Genomic DNA, 13,807 nt, shown 5'->3' with positions numbered 1-13,807 from the left:
CGGCCTTCGGCAACTCCTCCCGATAGGCCCGGAACGCCACCAGTGGCGTCCAAGAAATCCCAATTCGTCCGAACTATTTCGCTGAGATCACCTCAGTGTCGGGGGCTACCGGGCCGCGTACAACGCCGGTCAATTCCGTGAGAACCTGCGCCGGCATTTCGCGCACGGCAAGCCGGTCGTCGTCACCGAATTCGGGACCTGCGCCTACACCGGCGCGGGCGAACTCGGCGCGATGGCGTGGCAGCCGCCGAACGCGGCCGTGCGAGACGAGGGCGAGCAGGTGCGTTACTTCACCGAACTGCTCGACCTCTTCCACGAGGAGGGCATCGACACGGCGCTCTGGTTCACGTTCGCGGCATTCACTCTGCAAGGCGAGCAGGACCTCAGCTCTTACGGCGTGGTGAAAATGCTCGACGAGACCCGGTGGACGCCCAAGGAAGTCTTCCATGCCATGGCCGCCAGATACGCGCGCGCATAATGTCGCGGCGCTTCAGCGCCGTCAACGGCGGGCGTAGCCGCCCAAGGCGGGTTCCAGCAGGCCGAAGGCGCGGTCGGCGGTGTCGGCGAGTATCGCGAAGATCTCGCCGGAGGTCCTGCCTTCGAGGACCAGGCGCTGCCCCTCGAAGAACAGCAGCCGGTCCACGGCGGCGAGCTGGGCGGCGGCGAGTTTCGTCGTGATTCCCGCATCGCCGGTCTCCTCGGCCAGCACGGCCCACAGAGCCTGCTCGGCGCCGCGCTCTACAGCTCCATGGTCCTGCTGCCGCTCTTCTACCAGCAGGTTCATCACACGGACGCGTTCCGTACCGGCCTGCTCCTCATCCCGCAGGCGCTCGGCGCGTTCGCCGCGGGACGGCTCGTCCACCGTTACGGCGCGCGCGCCGTCGTATTCACCGGCCTGCTGCTCATGGCCGCGGGAACGGCCGTGTTCACCCAAGCGGGCGCGGGACCGGCGGCGTGGTCACTGAGCGTGTCGCTGGTGGTCCAGGGGCTCGGTCTCGGAAGCGTGATGGGCCCGACGATGGGAGCCGCCTACGCGTCCGTCGACGAGCGGGAAACGCCGCGCGCCGCGAGCGCCCTGAACGTCCTCAACCGGATCGGTGGATCACTGGGCACCGCGATCTTCCTGATCGTGCTGGAGAATCAGCTCGCCGGCGCCCACGCCGGCCCCGAGTCCGCGTTCGGCGTCACGTTCGGCTGGGCGCTGGCCCTGGCAGTGCTGGCCCTCGTCCCCGCGGCGCTGTTCCCCCGGAGGAGAACGTCGCCATCCTGAGCCGGCTACTTCGCTCCCGCGCTTCCGCGATCCTGTCGCAGGGATCGGAGCACCGCGTGGATGGACGGCCGCCGGTCGGCATCGGTGCGCCACACCGCGTAGATGTGGCGGGTCAGGCGTGGCCGCACCTCGACGAAGCGGACCCCGTCGGGGACGGGGTCACGGCCGAGTCTGGGAATGATCGCCACGCCGAGGCCGGCGGCGACGAGGGCCAGTTGGGTGTGGTGTTCGCCGGCGGTGTAGGCGATATCCGGTTCGGCACCGCGAGAACGCAGCGTTTCCACCAGCCAGGAGTTGCAGATCCAGCCGTCACTCCAGGTGATCCACGGCTCGCCGGCGAATCGCTCGATCTCCACGGTGGTCCGCGAGGCCAAGGGGTGCCCCTCAGGCACCGCGATGTCGGCGACGTCGTCGAGCAGCCTGGCCCTGCTCAAGTTGCCGGGCAGGGACAAGGGAGAGTCCCACCAATCCTGGACGATGGCCATGTCCAGATCGCCGCGGCTCACCCCCGGCACCGCTGCGTGCGGCTCGCACTCCTGCAACATGATCCGCAGCCGTGGGTGATCACGACGGAGATCCCGCAGCGCGGGCGGGACCAACCCGCGCGCGGCCGTCGCGAAGGCGGCCAGCGTCAGCTGCCCGGCGACGACGCCACGGCAGGCCTCCAGGTCCGCCTCGGCCCGTTCGGCCAGCGCCAATATCTGCCCCGCGTGGACGGCGAGCAACTCGGCGGCCTCGGTGAGACGCACGCCGCGGCCCTTGCGCTCCAGCAGGCGCTGCCCGACCTCTTGCTCCAGTTTCGCCATCTGCTGGGAGATCGCCGAGGTGGTGACATGCAGGATGTCCGCGGCCGCGGTGACCGACCCGTGGGTGGCGATCGCGTGCAGAGTACGAAGCCGATCCAGATTCAACATCTTAGAAATGCTACGCAATACGTCGCAGAAAGAGTCGCTTGTCCTTTGTAATTGCGTACGGCAAGGTGCTGGCTATGGCTGACGAGACCATTGACATCGGTGGAGACCTGTCCGTGCGCCGGCTGGGGTTCGGCGCGATGCGGCTGACGGACTGGGGGCCGCCCAGGGACAGGCCCGCCGCGATCGCGGTGGCGCGGCGAGCCGTCGAGCTAGGCGTCACCCTTGTCGACACCGCCGACGCTTACGCCCTGGGCGCCAATGAGGAACTGCTCGCCGAGGCGTTGCACCCGTACCCGTCCGGCCTGGTCATCGCCACCAAGGCGGGGCAGAGCCGCCCGGGGCGCGACCGTTGGAAGCCGCTGGGCCGTCCGGAGTACCTCATCCAGCAGGCCGAGCTGAGCCTTCGCCGTCTCCGGCTGGAGCGGATCGAGCTCTTCCAGCTTCATCGTGTGGACCCCCAAGTCCCCTTCGCCGAACAGCTGGGGGCGCTCAAGCAACTGCGGGACGACGGCAAGATCCGCCACATCGGGCTGTCGGAGGTCGGCGTCGCCCAGCTTGAGGAGGCCCGCCGGACGGTGCCCATCGCCAGCGTGCAGAACCTCTACAACCTCGCCGACAGGCGGCACGAGGACGTGCTCGACTACTGCGAGGCCGCGGGCATCGCCTTCATCCCCTGGCTTCCGGTGGCCGGCGGAGCGCACGCCCTCGCGGGAGGGCCGCTCGCCCAGGTCGCGCAGCAGATCGGTCGCACCCCCGCGCAGGTGGCACTCGCCTGGCTGCTGGCCCGCTCACCCGTCACCTTGCCGATCCCCGGCACCAGCTCCGTCGTGCACCTGGAGGAGAACATGGCGGCCATGGACATCAGGCTGACCGGTGAACAATTCGGCCGTCTGTCTACGCAGGGTGGAGCTCTGCCAGGCCGAAGCCGAGGTGGCTGTACAGCTCCAGCTGGTCGTAGTACTCGCGGTGGGAGATGATCTTCCCGTTCTCGACGAACGTGGCGCAGGTGGCCCGGACGGTGATGCGGCGGCCCGTTCCCGCGATCTCTCGCCCGTCGGGCAGCAGCAGGGGGCCCTTGTGGGTGCCGGTGTAGGTCCATTCCGTGACGGCTGGGTTCTCGCAGTTGCCGAGTTCGAACCAGGCCGTCATGTGGAAGTCGGGGAACGCCTTGAGAATCTGCTCGTGGAGCCACGCGATCTGGTCATGCCCCTCCGCGACGCCCGCGGGCGAGACGTACACGGCGTCCGGACTGTAGCAGGCGAGCACTCTCGGCAGGTCGTGCGCATTGACCGCGTCGGCCAGCTGGTGTTTGAGATCCCAGAAGGTGGACATGGGGCCTTTGAAGTGGGTCGGGTCGTAGGTTGACCACTCACGTTACCGAGAGGAAGGTCAGCCGCCGGTCATGGCCGCGTGAGATAGAGGCCAAGGCGGCATATGCCCGATCCATCCGCGGTCGTCGTTCTGAGTGCTGCCGCGCGTACACTCTGTGACCTAGGGTTTTGCCGGCGGCGAAGCGGCCGGCGGTGCCGGGACGGGGCCGGGGCAAGGTGATGGCGACAGAGACCGGCATGACTCGGTCGGGACAGGTTCATGGTCTACCGGCCGAGACGGCCGGTTTCGTGGGACGTCGGCGCGAGATGGCCGACGTCAAACGCCTCCTGTCCGGCTCGCGGATGGTCACGCTGACGGGGGTCGGCGGGGTGGGGAAGACCCGGCTGGGCATTCGCGTCGGCACGACGCTGCGGCGGGCGTTCCCGGACGGGGTGTGGCTGGTGGAGCTGGCCGATCTGCGGAGCCCGGAGTCGCTGGCCGCCGTCGTCTGCGAGACGCTGCAGATTCGCGATCGCTCCGCGCGGCCGGCACTGGAGCTGCTGATCGACCAGCTGCGCGACAAGCAGACCCTGCTGATACTGGACAACTGCGAGCATCTGCCGGCCGGCTGCGCGGTGATGTGCGACACGCTGTTGCGTTCCGCTCCTGGGCTGCGGATCCTGGCGACGAGCCGGAAGTCCTTGGGGATCGACTCGGAGCAGATCGTGGAGGTCCCGCCGCTGACGCTCCCGAACGCCGGCACCGCCCGGGCCGGCGGCTCCGACGCCGTTCAGCTCTTCGCCGAACGCGCCCAGGCCGCGGTGCCCGGCTTCGCCGTCACCGATGCGAATCGCGAGGCGGTGGAAGGGATCTGCCGGCGGCTCGACGGCCTGCCCTTGGGCATCGAGCTCGCGGCGGCCCACCTGCGGGCACTGTCGGTGCGGCAGCTGCTGAGCCGGCTCGACGACCGGTTTCGGCTCTCGGCCTTCGGGTCGCGGGCCGTGCTGCCTCGCCATCAGACGCTGCGGGCGCTGATCGACTGGAGCTACGCGCTGTGCACCGACGCCGAGCGAGCGTTGTGGGCACGCGTGTCGGTGTTCGCGGGCGGGTTGGATCTGGAGGCCGCCGAACAGGTGTGCGCGGGAGACGGCATCGCCCGCGCAGATGTCCTCGACCTGGTGGCGGGCCTGGTCGACCAGTCGATCCTCATCAGGGAGGAACACCCGGGCCACGTCCGCTACCGTCTGCTGGAGACCATCCGCCAGTACGGACGTGAACGCCTGGCCGAGTCCGGGACAGAGACGGACTTTCTCCGCCGCCATCGCGACTATTTCCAGGCTCTTGCCGTCCGCGGCGAGCAGGAGTGGTTCGGTCCTGATCAGCTGGCCTGGTTCACCCGGCTGCGGGCCGAACACGGCAACATTCGGGCCGCGCTGGAGTTCTGCCTCTGGGAACGAAGTGACGCCGCGGCCAGGGCCGGGATCCCGATCGTCACCTCGCTGCCCTCGTACTGGCTCGCGTCGGGTCTGTTGCACGAGCCGCGGCGCTGGCTCGACGGCCTCCTGGCCGCCGCCTCCGCACCGACCCCGGAACGCGCCATCGGATTGTGCGTCAACGCGTGGCTGGCCATCGTCCAGAGCGACCTGACGAAGGCGGACGAGCTGCTGGCGCAGGGCCGGGTCCTGGCCGACCGGCTCGGCGATCCGATGGCCACGGCTCATGCCGCCTTCGTTTCCGGCCATGCCATGCTGCTGTCCGGGCGCGATCCGGAGCAGGCCGCGGCGTTCTTCGCGGACGCGCTGGACCGCTACCGGAGCCTGGGGCACCGTGAGTTCACGGCCAAGGCGCTGTGTTTCCAAGCCCTGTCGCTGTCGCTGCTCAGGCGTTCCGAACAGGCGGCCGCGCTGTTCGAGGAGTCGCAGCGGATGTGCGAGGCGCGCGGCGACAGCTGGCTCATGGCTTCCCTGCTGGCCGTCTACGGGGTCGAGCTCTGGCGGCAGGCCGACATGAGCCAGGCGGCCGCCGTGGAACGCCGGAGCATCCGGCTCAAACAGCCGTTCAACGACCTGCCGGTCATCGGCATCAGCATCGAGGTCCTGGCGTGGGTCGCCGCTGACGGCCGCGAGGACCGACGCGCGGCCCTCCTGCTGGGGGCGGTGCGCGCGCTCTGCCACTTCTTCGGCGGTCTCCCGTACGGCTTCATGCGCGTCCCTCACGACCAGTGCGAGCAAGCGCTTCGCAACCGGCTCGGCGACAAACGGTTCGACGCCGCCTTCCGCGAGGGCACCCTGATGGGCCGGGACCGGGCGATCGCCTACGCCCTCGACGATCGCGCCTCCGCCGGTCAGGCACCGGGAGCCTCGGCGCCGGGCGGGGCGCGGTGGCCGCTGACCGACCGGGAGATGGAGGTCGCCCGGCTCATCGCGAAGGGCTTGAAGAACAAGGAGATCGCGGCGACCCTCGTGGTCGCGCAACGGACGGCGGAGGGGCACGTCGAGCACATCCTGCAGAAACTCGGTTTCACCTCCCGCGCCCAGATCGCCGTCTGGGTCGCGGACGCCCACCGCCCGCCCCCGGAACCCGACTCCGCGGAGGGCTCATGACGCAGCCGAGCCGAATGATCTACCGGCTGATCGGCACTCCTCTCAGAGCCGGGCCACCGGGTCGTCGCGCCGACCGAGGCCGCGGCCGACCAGCTCGTGCCGGCCAACGACCTCGCCCACCTCGGCTGGCTCTGGAGCCACTGGACCGGGGTGGTCCCGGGCTTCGACTCCACCCCTGACCGGCAGGCGGGGCGTGGGCCACTTCCCCTTCCTGGAGGCGCCCGTAGAGGTCAACGATCGGGTTCTTCGCTTTCTGGCGGGGTAGCGCGGTCGGAGCCGGGATTCTGACCGCCGCACGAGTCCTGGCCCTGCCGGATTCCGGTCATGATCGGGACAATGTGCGCCATTCGGAAGGACGGCGATCAGCTCATCGGTCCGTGCATGGTCGCCGTCCGTGGCCGTCCGCATTGGTGCCGGTGGACTCATGTGGCAGGACGTCGCGAGCCGCATGCTCGGCGTCGGCGGTGATAGCGTCCGGACCCGGCTCCCCCATTCAGAATGAGCCGCAGACGCTGACGATCGGACAGAGAACATGGCCGAATTCGCCTTCAGTTTGGTAGAGGTCTTCAGCCGCACGCCGATGAGCGGAAACCTGCTGCCGGTGATACACGAAGCGGACGCTGTCGACACCTCGACGATGGGCCTGATCGCCCGCCGATTCCTGCAGCCGGAGACGTCGTTTCTCGTGGCCTCCGATGACCCCTGGTGCGACTACACGCATCGAATCTTCACGGTCGCGCGCGAGGTGCCCTTCGCCGGGCATCCGTCGCTCGGCGCCGCGGCCGCTCATGTCTGGCATGCCGGCCTCGGTTCGGCCGAGCTGACACAGCAGACCATGAGTGGCCGCCAGCGACTCGTCGTCGAGTCGGCAGGCGATGAAGCCATGGTGGCCATCGCCCAGAATGCACCGGTCTTCGGGGCGACCGTATCGCCTTCACACGTTCTCGCGGCGCTCGGAGTCGCACCGGAGGACGCCCATCCCAAACTGCCGTCGCAAATAGTGTCGACCGGGCTGCCCGCGTTGATTCTGCCGCTGCGCGAAGTCTCCGCACTGGCTCACGCGACTTTGGATCGTGATTCCCTGCACAAGGCACTTGAGGGTTTCGCCGAGCCGGACAGTCTGAACTGCTATCTGGTGGCGGAAGAAGGTCCCGGCCGGTGGCGCTCCCGCTGCTTCGCCTTGGACTTCACGACCGGCGAGGATCCGGCTACGGGATCAGCCGCTGGCGCGTTCGGCGCGTATCTTCGCGAGCACACCGGCCAGGCTCGGATGACGATTGATCAAGGCATGGAGATGGGATTCCCCAGTCAAATCATCGTGGACGTCTCCGGTGAGATCATGGTGAGCGGGCTGGTGCGATTCTTCGGCAAGGGCATGATCAACCTGCCCTCGCCTTGAGCCGGCCGGGCGCGCGCTGGTCGGAGGCCGGTTTCCACGTCGGCCCTTCGGCCGTGGTGACGTCGCCGTCCTCGAGGGTGAGCGCCGATGGGTGAGTGGTCAGGTGGGGAAATCGGTGTCGCGGCCGAGGGGCTCCAGGCGGTCGAGTTCGTCGAGGCGGGCGCGTAGCTTGGCGCGGATGCGGTCGAAGGAACGGGCGCCGAGGGGAAGCCGCAGCGGCGGGGTGTCCAGGTTGACGGCGGCGACGATCGCACGGGCGGCGCGAACGGGGTCGCCCGGCTGAGCACCGTGCTGGGCGACGAAGGTCGCCCTGGCCGGTTCGATGACGGGCCGGTAGTCGTCGATGGGAGCGGCCCAGCGGAACGAGCGGCCGGCGAAGTCGGTGCGGAACGGGCCGGGTTCGACGATGGTAACGCCGATCCCCAGATGCTCCAGCTCGGCAGCGAGCCCCTCGGAAAGTCCCTCCAGCGCGAACTTGGTCCCGCCGTAGGCGGTGCCGCCCAGCATGGTGGTCACGCCGCCGACCGAGGACATCTGCACGATGTGCCCGGATCGCCGGGAGCGCATGGCCGGCAGCACCGCGCGGGTCACGTCGATGGCGCCGAAGACGTTGGTGTCGAACTGGCGCCGCAGCTCCTGATCGGTGATCTCTTCCAGGGCGCCGCGCATGGCGTATCCGGCGTTGTTGACGAGCACGTCGATCCGGCCGAACGCCTCCAGCGCGGCATTCACGGCTCGGCGGACGGCGGCCGGATCGGTGACGTCCAGGTCCAGGGCGAGGACCCGGTCGCCCGCCTGCTCGGTCAGGCCGGTGAGGGTGGCGCGGTCGCGCGCGGTGGCCACCAGCCGGTCACCGTGCTCCAGCACGACGTGGGCGAGCGCTCGGCCCAGCCCGGTGCTGGTGCCGGTGATGAACCACACCTTGCCGGAAGAGGCTGAGGTGGTCATGTGAGGGTCCTTTCCAGGTCGTGATCGGCGGGGTGAGCATCCCGGTAGACTTTGCTTTGGGGCTCAAAGTTTGAGACTCAAAGCAAATTAGCTTGATACTCAAAGGACGTCAAACGTGAGACCTGACCCCGCGCCCGCAGGCGACTCGGTCGCGGCCGAGATCGACGCCTGGATCTCCCAGATGGCCGACGCCGACCCCGTCACCGAGGCCGCCCGGCAGCGCATCGGCCGCATCTCCCGCCTGTTCGAACACCTCCTGGCCGACGTCGCCACCGCCAACGACCTGACCCCCGGGGACTGGACCGCCCTGTCGGCCCTGCAACGCTCCGGCCCGCCCTACGAGCGCACCCCCAAGCAACTGGCCGACGAACTCGGCGTCACCGCCGGGACCATGAGCGTGCGCATCGACCGCCTGAGCAAGGCCGGGCTGGTCGAGCCCGTCCCCGCCGCCGACGGCCGCAGCCGCCCGGTCCGCCTCACCGAGCTGGGCCGGCGACGCTGGAGCCAGGCCACCCGTGACCGCACCACGCGCGAACAGCGCCTGCTCACCGACGCATTGGCGTCCGACGACCTCGATCAGCTCAATCGACTGCTCGCCCAACTGCTGGCCCGCCTGGAGGACGAGTTCGGCCCGGCGCCTCGCCATCAACAAGCTCGGTAAATGTCCGGTCGGCGACCTGTGCGGTGCTCATCAAGAGGCTTCAGCCGCTTCTTCCCGCACCACCGGCGGCTGGATTCCCGAGGGTGAACGCATCCTCTGGGATCGGGCGACGGCGTGGTTCGCCGGCGATGGCCTGCCGGAGGCCCGCGTCGTGCCGGTCCAGGCCGTGGACAGGAGCCGGAAGGGGGTGGCTCCCGGTCCTGAGAGTCCGCCTGACACCACGTACGACGCCCCGAGACGCCCGGCCGCGTCCCACCCGGCTCCACCCAGACCATCCCGGTCACGCTGACCACCAGAATCTGGAGCACGAACGCCGGCATGAGCATCCCCGTGCCGGCCACCGCCCACGCGACCACCGCCCCGGTCTGCCCGAAGGTGCGTGGCAACGAGAAGGCCCCGGCGCCGGCCATCGAGCCGGCGACCATGCCCGTCAGCATCGTCAACGGGAGCCGGCTGGTCGCGGGCGCGTCAGTGGTAGTCATGGCCGCACGGTCATTCCGCCTGAGAGGGCGTTGCGCGAGTTGATGTCCTTTTCGTCGTTTGCGCTGGGCAGGAAGGCTGGTCAGAATCTGCTGGCAGGACTGAAGGCGGCCCCGATGAGGGTCTCGGCGGCGGCGCGGGCGTGGGCAGCCGTGGCGGGGTCCCCGGTGATGGCGGCCGTGGTCTGGGCGCCTTCGGCGAGCAGGGCCAGCTGCGGGGCGAGGTAGCCGGGACCACCCGCCTCGCGGACCAGGTCGGCGACATGGCGCTGGAAAGAGGTCTTCTGCTCCCTGACCGCCTCGGCGACCCGGCTGCTGCCACCGGCCAGCTCGCCGAAGAAGTTGATGAAGGCGCAGCCCCGGAAGTCGTCCTCGCGGAACCATTCCGCCAGAAAGTCGAAGACGGCCAGCATCCGGTCGCGCGGCGTGCGGGCGGCGGCGAGGGCGCGGGCCACGCCGGTGTCCCACTGCTCGGTCCGGTGGCGGAGCACTGCCAGGACGAGGTCGTCCTTGGAGGGAAACAGAGCATAGATGCGCTTCAGCGAGACACCCGCCTCGGTGCGGACGGCGTCCATGCCGACGGCCTGGACGCCGTGGGCGTAGAACAACCGGTCGGCGGTGGAGACGACCTGGTCACGTGCTGTTTCCTCATCGATCACGAGAGCTCCAGTTGCGCAGAGAACCAGCGTTCTCTACTGTAGAGGACATACGCGGAGAACGATCGTTCTCTAGCGGATAGGAGGGAGATTTCTCATGGGCCACATCAAGGTAGGCACCGAGAACAGCACCGACGTCGAGCTGTACTACGAGGACCAGGGATCCGGTCAGCCGGTCGTCCTCATCCACGGCTACCCCCTGAACGGGCACAGCTGGGAGCGTCAGACGCGCGAGCTGCTCGCCGCCGGCTACCGGGTGATCACCTACGACCGCCGCGGCTTCGGCCAGTCGAGCAAGGTCGGGAGCGGGTACGACTACGACACCTTCGCAGCCGACCTGAACACGCTGCTGGAGACGCTCGACCTGCGCGAGGTCATTCTCGTCGGGTTCTCCATGGGCACCGGCGAACTCGCCCGCTACGTCAAGAACCACGGCCACGAGCGCGTCGCCAAGCTGGCCTTCCTGGCGTCGCTGGAGCCGTACCTGGTGGAGGCGGACGACAACCCCGCCGGAGTACCGCAGTCGGTGTTCGACGGCATCGTCGCCACTGCCCGCGCCGACCGATACGCCTGGTTCACGCAGTTCTACAAGGACTTCTACAACCTGGATGAGAATCTCGGCACGAGGATCAGCCAGGAGGTCGTCACCGCCAACTGGAACACCGCCACGATCTCCGCCCCGGTCGCCGCGTACGCGGTGGTGGCGGCGTGGATCGAGGACTTCCGCCAGGACGTCGCGGCGGTGCGCGCGGCCGGAAAGCCGTCACTCATCCTGCACGGCACCAGGGACAACATCCTCCCGATCGACGCCACCGGGCGTCGTTTCCACGAGGCGTTCCCGGAGGCGCACTACGTCGAGGTCGAGGGCGCCCCGCACGGCCTGCTGTGGACGCACGCCGATGAGGTCAACGAGGCACTGCTGGCCTTCGCCGCCAAGTGACCCCGCCGCCGGGGTGGCACTACCCGCTACCCCGGCGGCTGCCTGGCCACGGCGTGCGGCTCGTCCCGGGTTGTTCGCTCAACCGCAGCCCTAGCCCGCCCGCGAAGTCCCTGACCAGCGCAAACGACGAAAAGGACATCAGCCCTCTGAGAGCCGCCTCCGCGCAATCCTTTGCCGAACGAGGTGCCGGCGGAGGCCGGGTGGTGGTGGCCATGGCCCGCTCGACGCGGTCGTACCCCCGAGTGCTAGCTTGGCCGATCATGGCTGACTATCTGCGGGAGCTGTTCTCCCTCGACGGCCGGCGCGCCCTGGTGACCGGCGGCAGCTCCGGCATCGGGTACGCCATCGCCGAGGCGATCGGCCGGGCCGGAGCCGAGGTCGTGCTGGTGGCCCGCAGGGAGAGCGAGCTCGACAAGGCCGTCACCCGCCTGCGCGAGCACGGCGTCACCGCCTCGTGGATCAGCGCCGACCTCGCCGACCGCGATGACGTCCGGCGCGTGTGCGCCACGGCGGGCGATGCCGACATCCTCGTCAACGACGCGGGCAACAACATCCGCAAGCCCATGGCCGACCTCACCGTCGAGGACTACGAGCGCACCATCGCCGTCAACCTCACCGCCCCCTACCTCCTCGGTCAGCACTTCGGCCCGAGGATGGCCGAACGTGGCTGGGGCCGCATCATCAACCTCGGCTCCCAGCAGTCCATCAGCGCCTTCGGCGACAGCGGCGCGTACGGCACGGCCAAGGCCGCCATCGCCGGCCTGACCCGCTCCCAGGCCGAGGCGTGGTCGGGTCGCGGGGTGTGCGTCAACACGATCATCCCCGGCTTCGTGCTGACCCCGCTGACCGAACCCGCCCAGGCCATCCCGGGCCGCGTCGAAGCCCTCGCCGCCCGCCACATGGTCGGCCGCAACGGTGTGCCCGGGGACTTCGCGGGCGCGGCCGTCTTCCTGGCCGGGGACGCCTCCGCGTTCGTCACCGGTCAGATGCTCTTCGTGGACGGGGGCTTTTCCGTCCACTAGCCTCATCCGGCCGCCGAGGACTCACGCCAGGGGGAACGGCCGTCGAGGAAACGGCGTCTTGCGGCTGGCCCATCGCGGGAACCGTCCTCCCCCACCGTCCCCCCGAAACCGCAGCCCCTCCGAAACCGCCCGGCCCTCGCGCAGGCGAGCCCGTCGTCGGCAGCGGTCCCTTACGGGCAGGGCCAACCGCTCAGGGCGGCAGCCGCGACAGCAACGGCTGCCGCGGTAGCGGTGGCGAAGTCCGGCGAACTTCGGAAGACCGGCTGGGGGCGAGGGCTTGGTGGCCCGCCGTGGGTCTTTACTTGCGGCGGAGCTGGCGCAGCCCCACCCCTTCGCGCCAGGAGTCCATGACGATCTCGTCGCCCTCGACCCGCGTCCACACCACCTCCGTCAGCTCGATCCGGAACAGGTGCGACTCCTCGCCCGGCAACCCGAACGACGCCAGCACCTCCCCATCGGTGATCTCCACGGCCCGCCCGGCCAGCTTCACGTCGCCCTCCCACGACGACGGATCATCTCCCTCAGGCGCGCTGGAGGTGACGTGGATCGCCATCCGCGGGTCACGGCGCAGGTCGGACGCCTTGACCGCCCCCGGCATCGACCCCGTCCACAGCTCACCGTCGCGGAAGCTGGTCTCGATGCCGCTGACCCGGGGCGAGCCGTCCTTGCGCAGCGTGGCCAGCACCTTGTGCCGGTACGCCGCCAGCAGCCGCCGCGCCACCCCGGCCAGCTCCGCCGCCTGCTGCTCGAACTCCTGCCAAGAAGCCATGACCGCCATCATGCCCGCCGCCACCGACAGAACGGGCGACGCCGAGCGCGTGCCCAGGGTCCCGTGGTCAGGCGCGGCGGCGGGCGCGGTAGGCGCTGGCCTTGGCGCGGTTCTGGCAGGACAGGCCGCAGAACCGGCGCGAGGCGTTCCTCGTGACGTCGAAGAAGACCAGCTCGCACCCGCCTGCCTCGCAGGTACGCAGCCGCCGGCCCTGGCCGACGCCGATCACCATGGCCAGGGCCGTGCCGGCGTCGGCGGCCCAGGCGTCGACCAGGTCCGCGCCGGGGCCGTGGAAGGCCAGGACGGGCGGGTCGCCGTGCAGGTTGGGCACGGCCGCGTGGCGCACCAGGGCCGCGTTGAGTGCGGCGACGTCACCGGTGAAGGCCGGGTGGAGCTCGGCGGCCACGTCCGCGAGCCGGTCGGCGTCCGCACCGGTCAGCGCGCGGCCGGCGGGCCGGCCCTGCCGGTCGAACGCCGCCTCCAGCGCGGCCCGGCGGTCGGCGGGCGGGTCCACGGGGCGGCCGCGGGCCTGGGTGACGGCCAGCTCGTTCACCAGCAGGACGGCCAGCTCCGCCCACCTCCCGACATAACTGTCTATTTGCGATTGACCAGTGATGCGCCAAGCCTCTATCGTCACTGGCATAGCTTACCTAGACAGTGAGGGATTGCGATGAGCGCATCGTCCAGACTTGCCCGCCGCATGTGGCACCAGCTTGAGCCGATCCACGCGGTGCTCTACTTCTCGCCCCAGGCGTTCGAGGAGGCGGGGGCGCTCGGTTACGACGTGGAGTCGCGCTGGCCGAGCTATTTCGCCTACCGCACGGCCCCGCTCGGG

16 protein-coding genes are annotated in these 13,807 nt (G+C 69.7%); 9 read left to right on the top strand and 7 right to left on the bottom strand.

The annotated features are described in order from the left end of the window. Nucleotides 1-232 precede the first annotated feature (232 nt). Entirely contained in the window at nt 233-478 is a 246-nt protein-coding gene (locus ACWDX9_RS49955) for a hypothetical protein (protein WP_449968312.1), read from the top strand. Between the two features lie 21 nt (nt 479-499). Here the strand turns inward: ACWDX9_RS49955 and ACWDX9_RS49950 are convergent, their stop codons facing one another. Continuing rightward, nucleotides 500-784, bottom strand: a complete 285-nt coding sequence (locus ACWDX9_RS49950) for a hypothetical protein (RefSeq protein WP_449968309.1) — start codon at nt 782-784, stop codon at nt 500-502. On the opposite strand from ACWDX9_RS49950, the gene ACWDX9_RS49945 reads away from it, so the two are divergent. Continuing rightward, nucleotides 749-1,270, top strand: a complete 522-nt coding sequence (locus ACWDX9_RS49945) for an MFS transporter (RefSeq protein ID WP_449968307.1) — start codon at nt 749-751, stop codon at nt 1,268-1,270. The genes ACWDX9_RS49950 and ACWDX9_RS49945 overlap by 36 nt on opposite strands. A gap of 5 nt (nt 1,271-1,275) precedes the next feature. Here ACWDX9_RS49945 and ACWDX9_RS49940 read toward each other — a convergent pair whose 3' ends face one another. Beyond that, on the bottom strand, nt 1,276-2,184 hold the full coding sequence (locus tag ACWDX9_RS49940; RefSeq protein ID WP_449968305.1) for a LysR substrate-binding domain-containing protein: 909 nt from the start codon (nt 2,182-2,184) through the stop codon (nt 1,276-1,278). Nucleotides 2,185-2,258: 74 nt separating this feature from the next. On the opposite strand from ACWDX9_RS49940, the gene ACWDX9_RS49935 reads away from it, so the two are divergent. Beyond that, nucleotides 2,259-3,161 carry an aldo/keto reductase gene (locus ACWDX9_RS49935; RefSeq protein WP_449968302.1) on the top strand — a complete coding sequence of 301 codons (903 nt, stop codon included), beginning with the start codon at nt 2,259-2,261 and terminating at the stop codon, nt 3,159-3,161. Here ACWDX9_RS49935 and ACWDX9_RS49930 read toward each other — a convergent pair. Further along, nucleotides 3,079-3,516 (bottom strand): ester cyclase, encoded by a 438-nt coding sequence (locus ACWDX9_RS49930; protein ID WP_449968299.1) that lies wholly within the window; start codon nt 3,514-3,516, stop codon nt 3,079-3,081. The two genes, ACWDX9_RS49935 and ACWDX9_RS49930, sit on opposite strands and share 83 nt — an antisense overlap. A 287-nt stretch (nt 3,517-3,803) precedes the next feature. Between ACWDX9_RS49930 and ACWDX9_RS49925 the strand changes: the two genes are divergently transcribed. Together ACWDX9_RS49925 and ACWDX9_RS49920 are read left to right on the top strand one after the other, a co-directional pair. Beyond that, nucleotides 3,804-6,098, top strand: coding sequence for an ATP-binding protein (locus ACWDX9_RS49925; protein ID WP_449968296.1), 2,295 nt, complete (start codon nt 3,804-3,806; stop codon nt 6,096-6,098). A gap of 532 nt (nt 6,099-6,630) precedes the next feature. Next, nucleotides 6,631-7,497 carry a PhzF family phenazine biosynthesis protein gene (locus ACWDX9_RS49920; protein ID WP_449968293.1) on the top strand — a complete coding sequence of 289 codons (867 nt, stop codon included), beginning with the start codon at nt 6,631-6,633 and terminating at the stop codon, nt 7,495-7,497. Between the two features lie 99 nt (nt 7,498-7,596). On the opposite strand, the gene ACWDX9_RS49915 is transcribed toward ACWDX9_RS49920, so the two are convergent. Further along, nucleotides 7,597-8,445: an oxidoreductase gene (locus ACWDX9_RS49915; RefSeq protein ID WP_449968290.1), complete on the bottom strand. Its 849-nt coding sequence runs from the start codon at nt 8,443-8,445 to the stop codon at nt 7,597-7,599. 115 nt (nt 8,446-8,560) lie between these two features. On the opposite strand from ACWDX9_RS49915, the gene ACWDX9_RS49910 reads away from it, so the two are divergent. Continuing rightward, nucleotides 8,561-9,106, top strand: a complete 546-nt coding sequence (locus ACWDX9_RS49910; RefSeq protein ID WP_449968287.1) for a MarR family winged helix-turn-helix transcriptional regulator — start codon at nt 8,561-8,563, stop codon at nt 9,104-9,106. A gap of 562 nt (nt 9,107-9,668) precedes the next feature. On the opposite strand, the gene ACWDX9_RS49905 is transcribed toward ACWDX9_RS49910, so the two are convergent. Continuing rightward, nucleotides 9,669-10,244, bottom strand: a complete 576-nt coding sequence (locus tag ACWDX9_RS49905; RefSeq protein ID WP_363976945.1) for a TetR/AcrR family transcriptional regulator — start codon at nt 10,242-10,244, stop codon at nt 9,669-9,671. A 94-nt stretch (nt 10,245-10,338) separates the two neighbouring features. On the opposite strand from ACWDX9_RS49905, the gene ACWDX9_RS49900 reads away from it, so the two are divergent. Both ACWDX9_RS49900 and ACWDX9_RS49895 read left to right on the top strand, forming a co-directional pair. Then, nucleotides 10,339-11,181 carry an alpha/beta fold hydrolase gene (locus tag ACWDX9_RS49900; protein ID WP_449968284.1) on the top strand — a complete coding sequence of 281 codons (843 nt, stop codon included), beginning with the start codon at nt 10,339-10,341 and terminating at the stop codon, nt 11,179-11,181. Between the two features lie 260 nt (nt 11,182-11,441). Then, on the top strand, nt 11,442-12,203 hold the full coding sequence (locus ACWDX9_RS49895) for an SDR family NAD(P)-dependent oxidoreductase (protein ID WP_449968282.1): 762 nt from the start codon (nt 11,442-11,444) through the stop codon (nt 12,201-12,203). Between the two features lie 298 nt (nt 12,204-12,501). Here ACWDX9_RS49895 and ACWDX9_RS49890 read toward each other — a convergent pair whose 3' ends face one another. Both ACWDX9_RS49890 and ACWDX9_RS49885 read right to left on the bottom strand, forming a co-directional pair. Further along, nucleotides 12,502-12,972 carry a pyridoxamine 5'-phosphate oxidase family protein gene (locus ACWDX9_RS49890; RefSeq protein WP_449968279.1) on the bottom strand — a complete coding sequence of 157 codons (471 nt, stop codon included), beginning with the start codon at nt 12,970-12,972 and terminating at the stop codon, nt 12,502-12,504. 67 nt (nt 12,973-13,039) lie between these two features. After that, nucleotides 13,040-13,609, bottom strand: coding sequence for a CGNR zinc finger domain-containing protein (locus tag ACWDX9_RS49885; RefSeq protein ID WP_364241293.1), 570 nt, complete (start codon nt 13,607-13,609; stop codon nt 13,040-13,042). Nucleotides 13,610-13,642: 33 nt separating this feature from the next. Here ACWDX9_RS49885 and ACWDX9_RS49880 point away from each other — a divergent pair. Beyond that, on the top strand, nt 13,643-13,807 hold a 165-nt coding region (locus ACWDX9_RS49880), incomplete at its 3' end, for a helix-turn-helix domain-containing protein (RefSeq protein WP_449968315.1).

It is taken from the genome of Nonomuraea sp. NPDC003201, from assembly GCF_053590415.1.
Note: the sequence above shows the minus strand (reverse complement) of the source record. Positions and strands in the feature narration are given on the sequence as shown.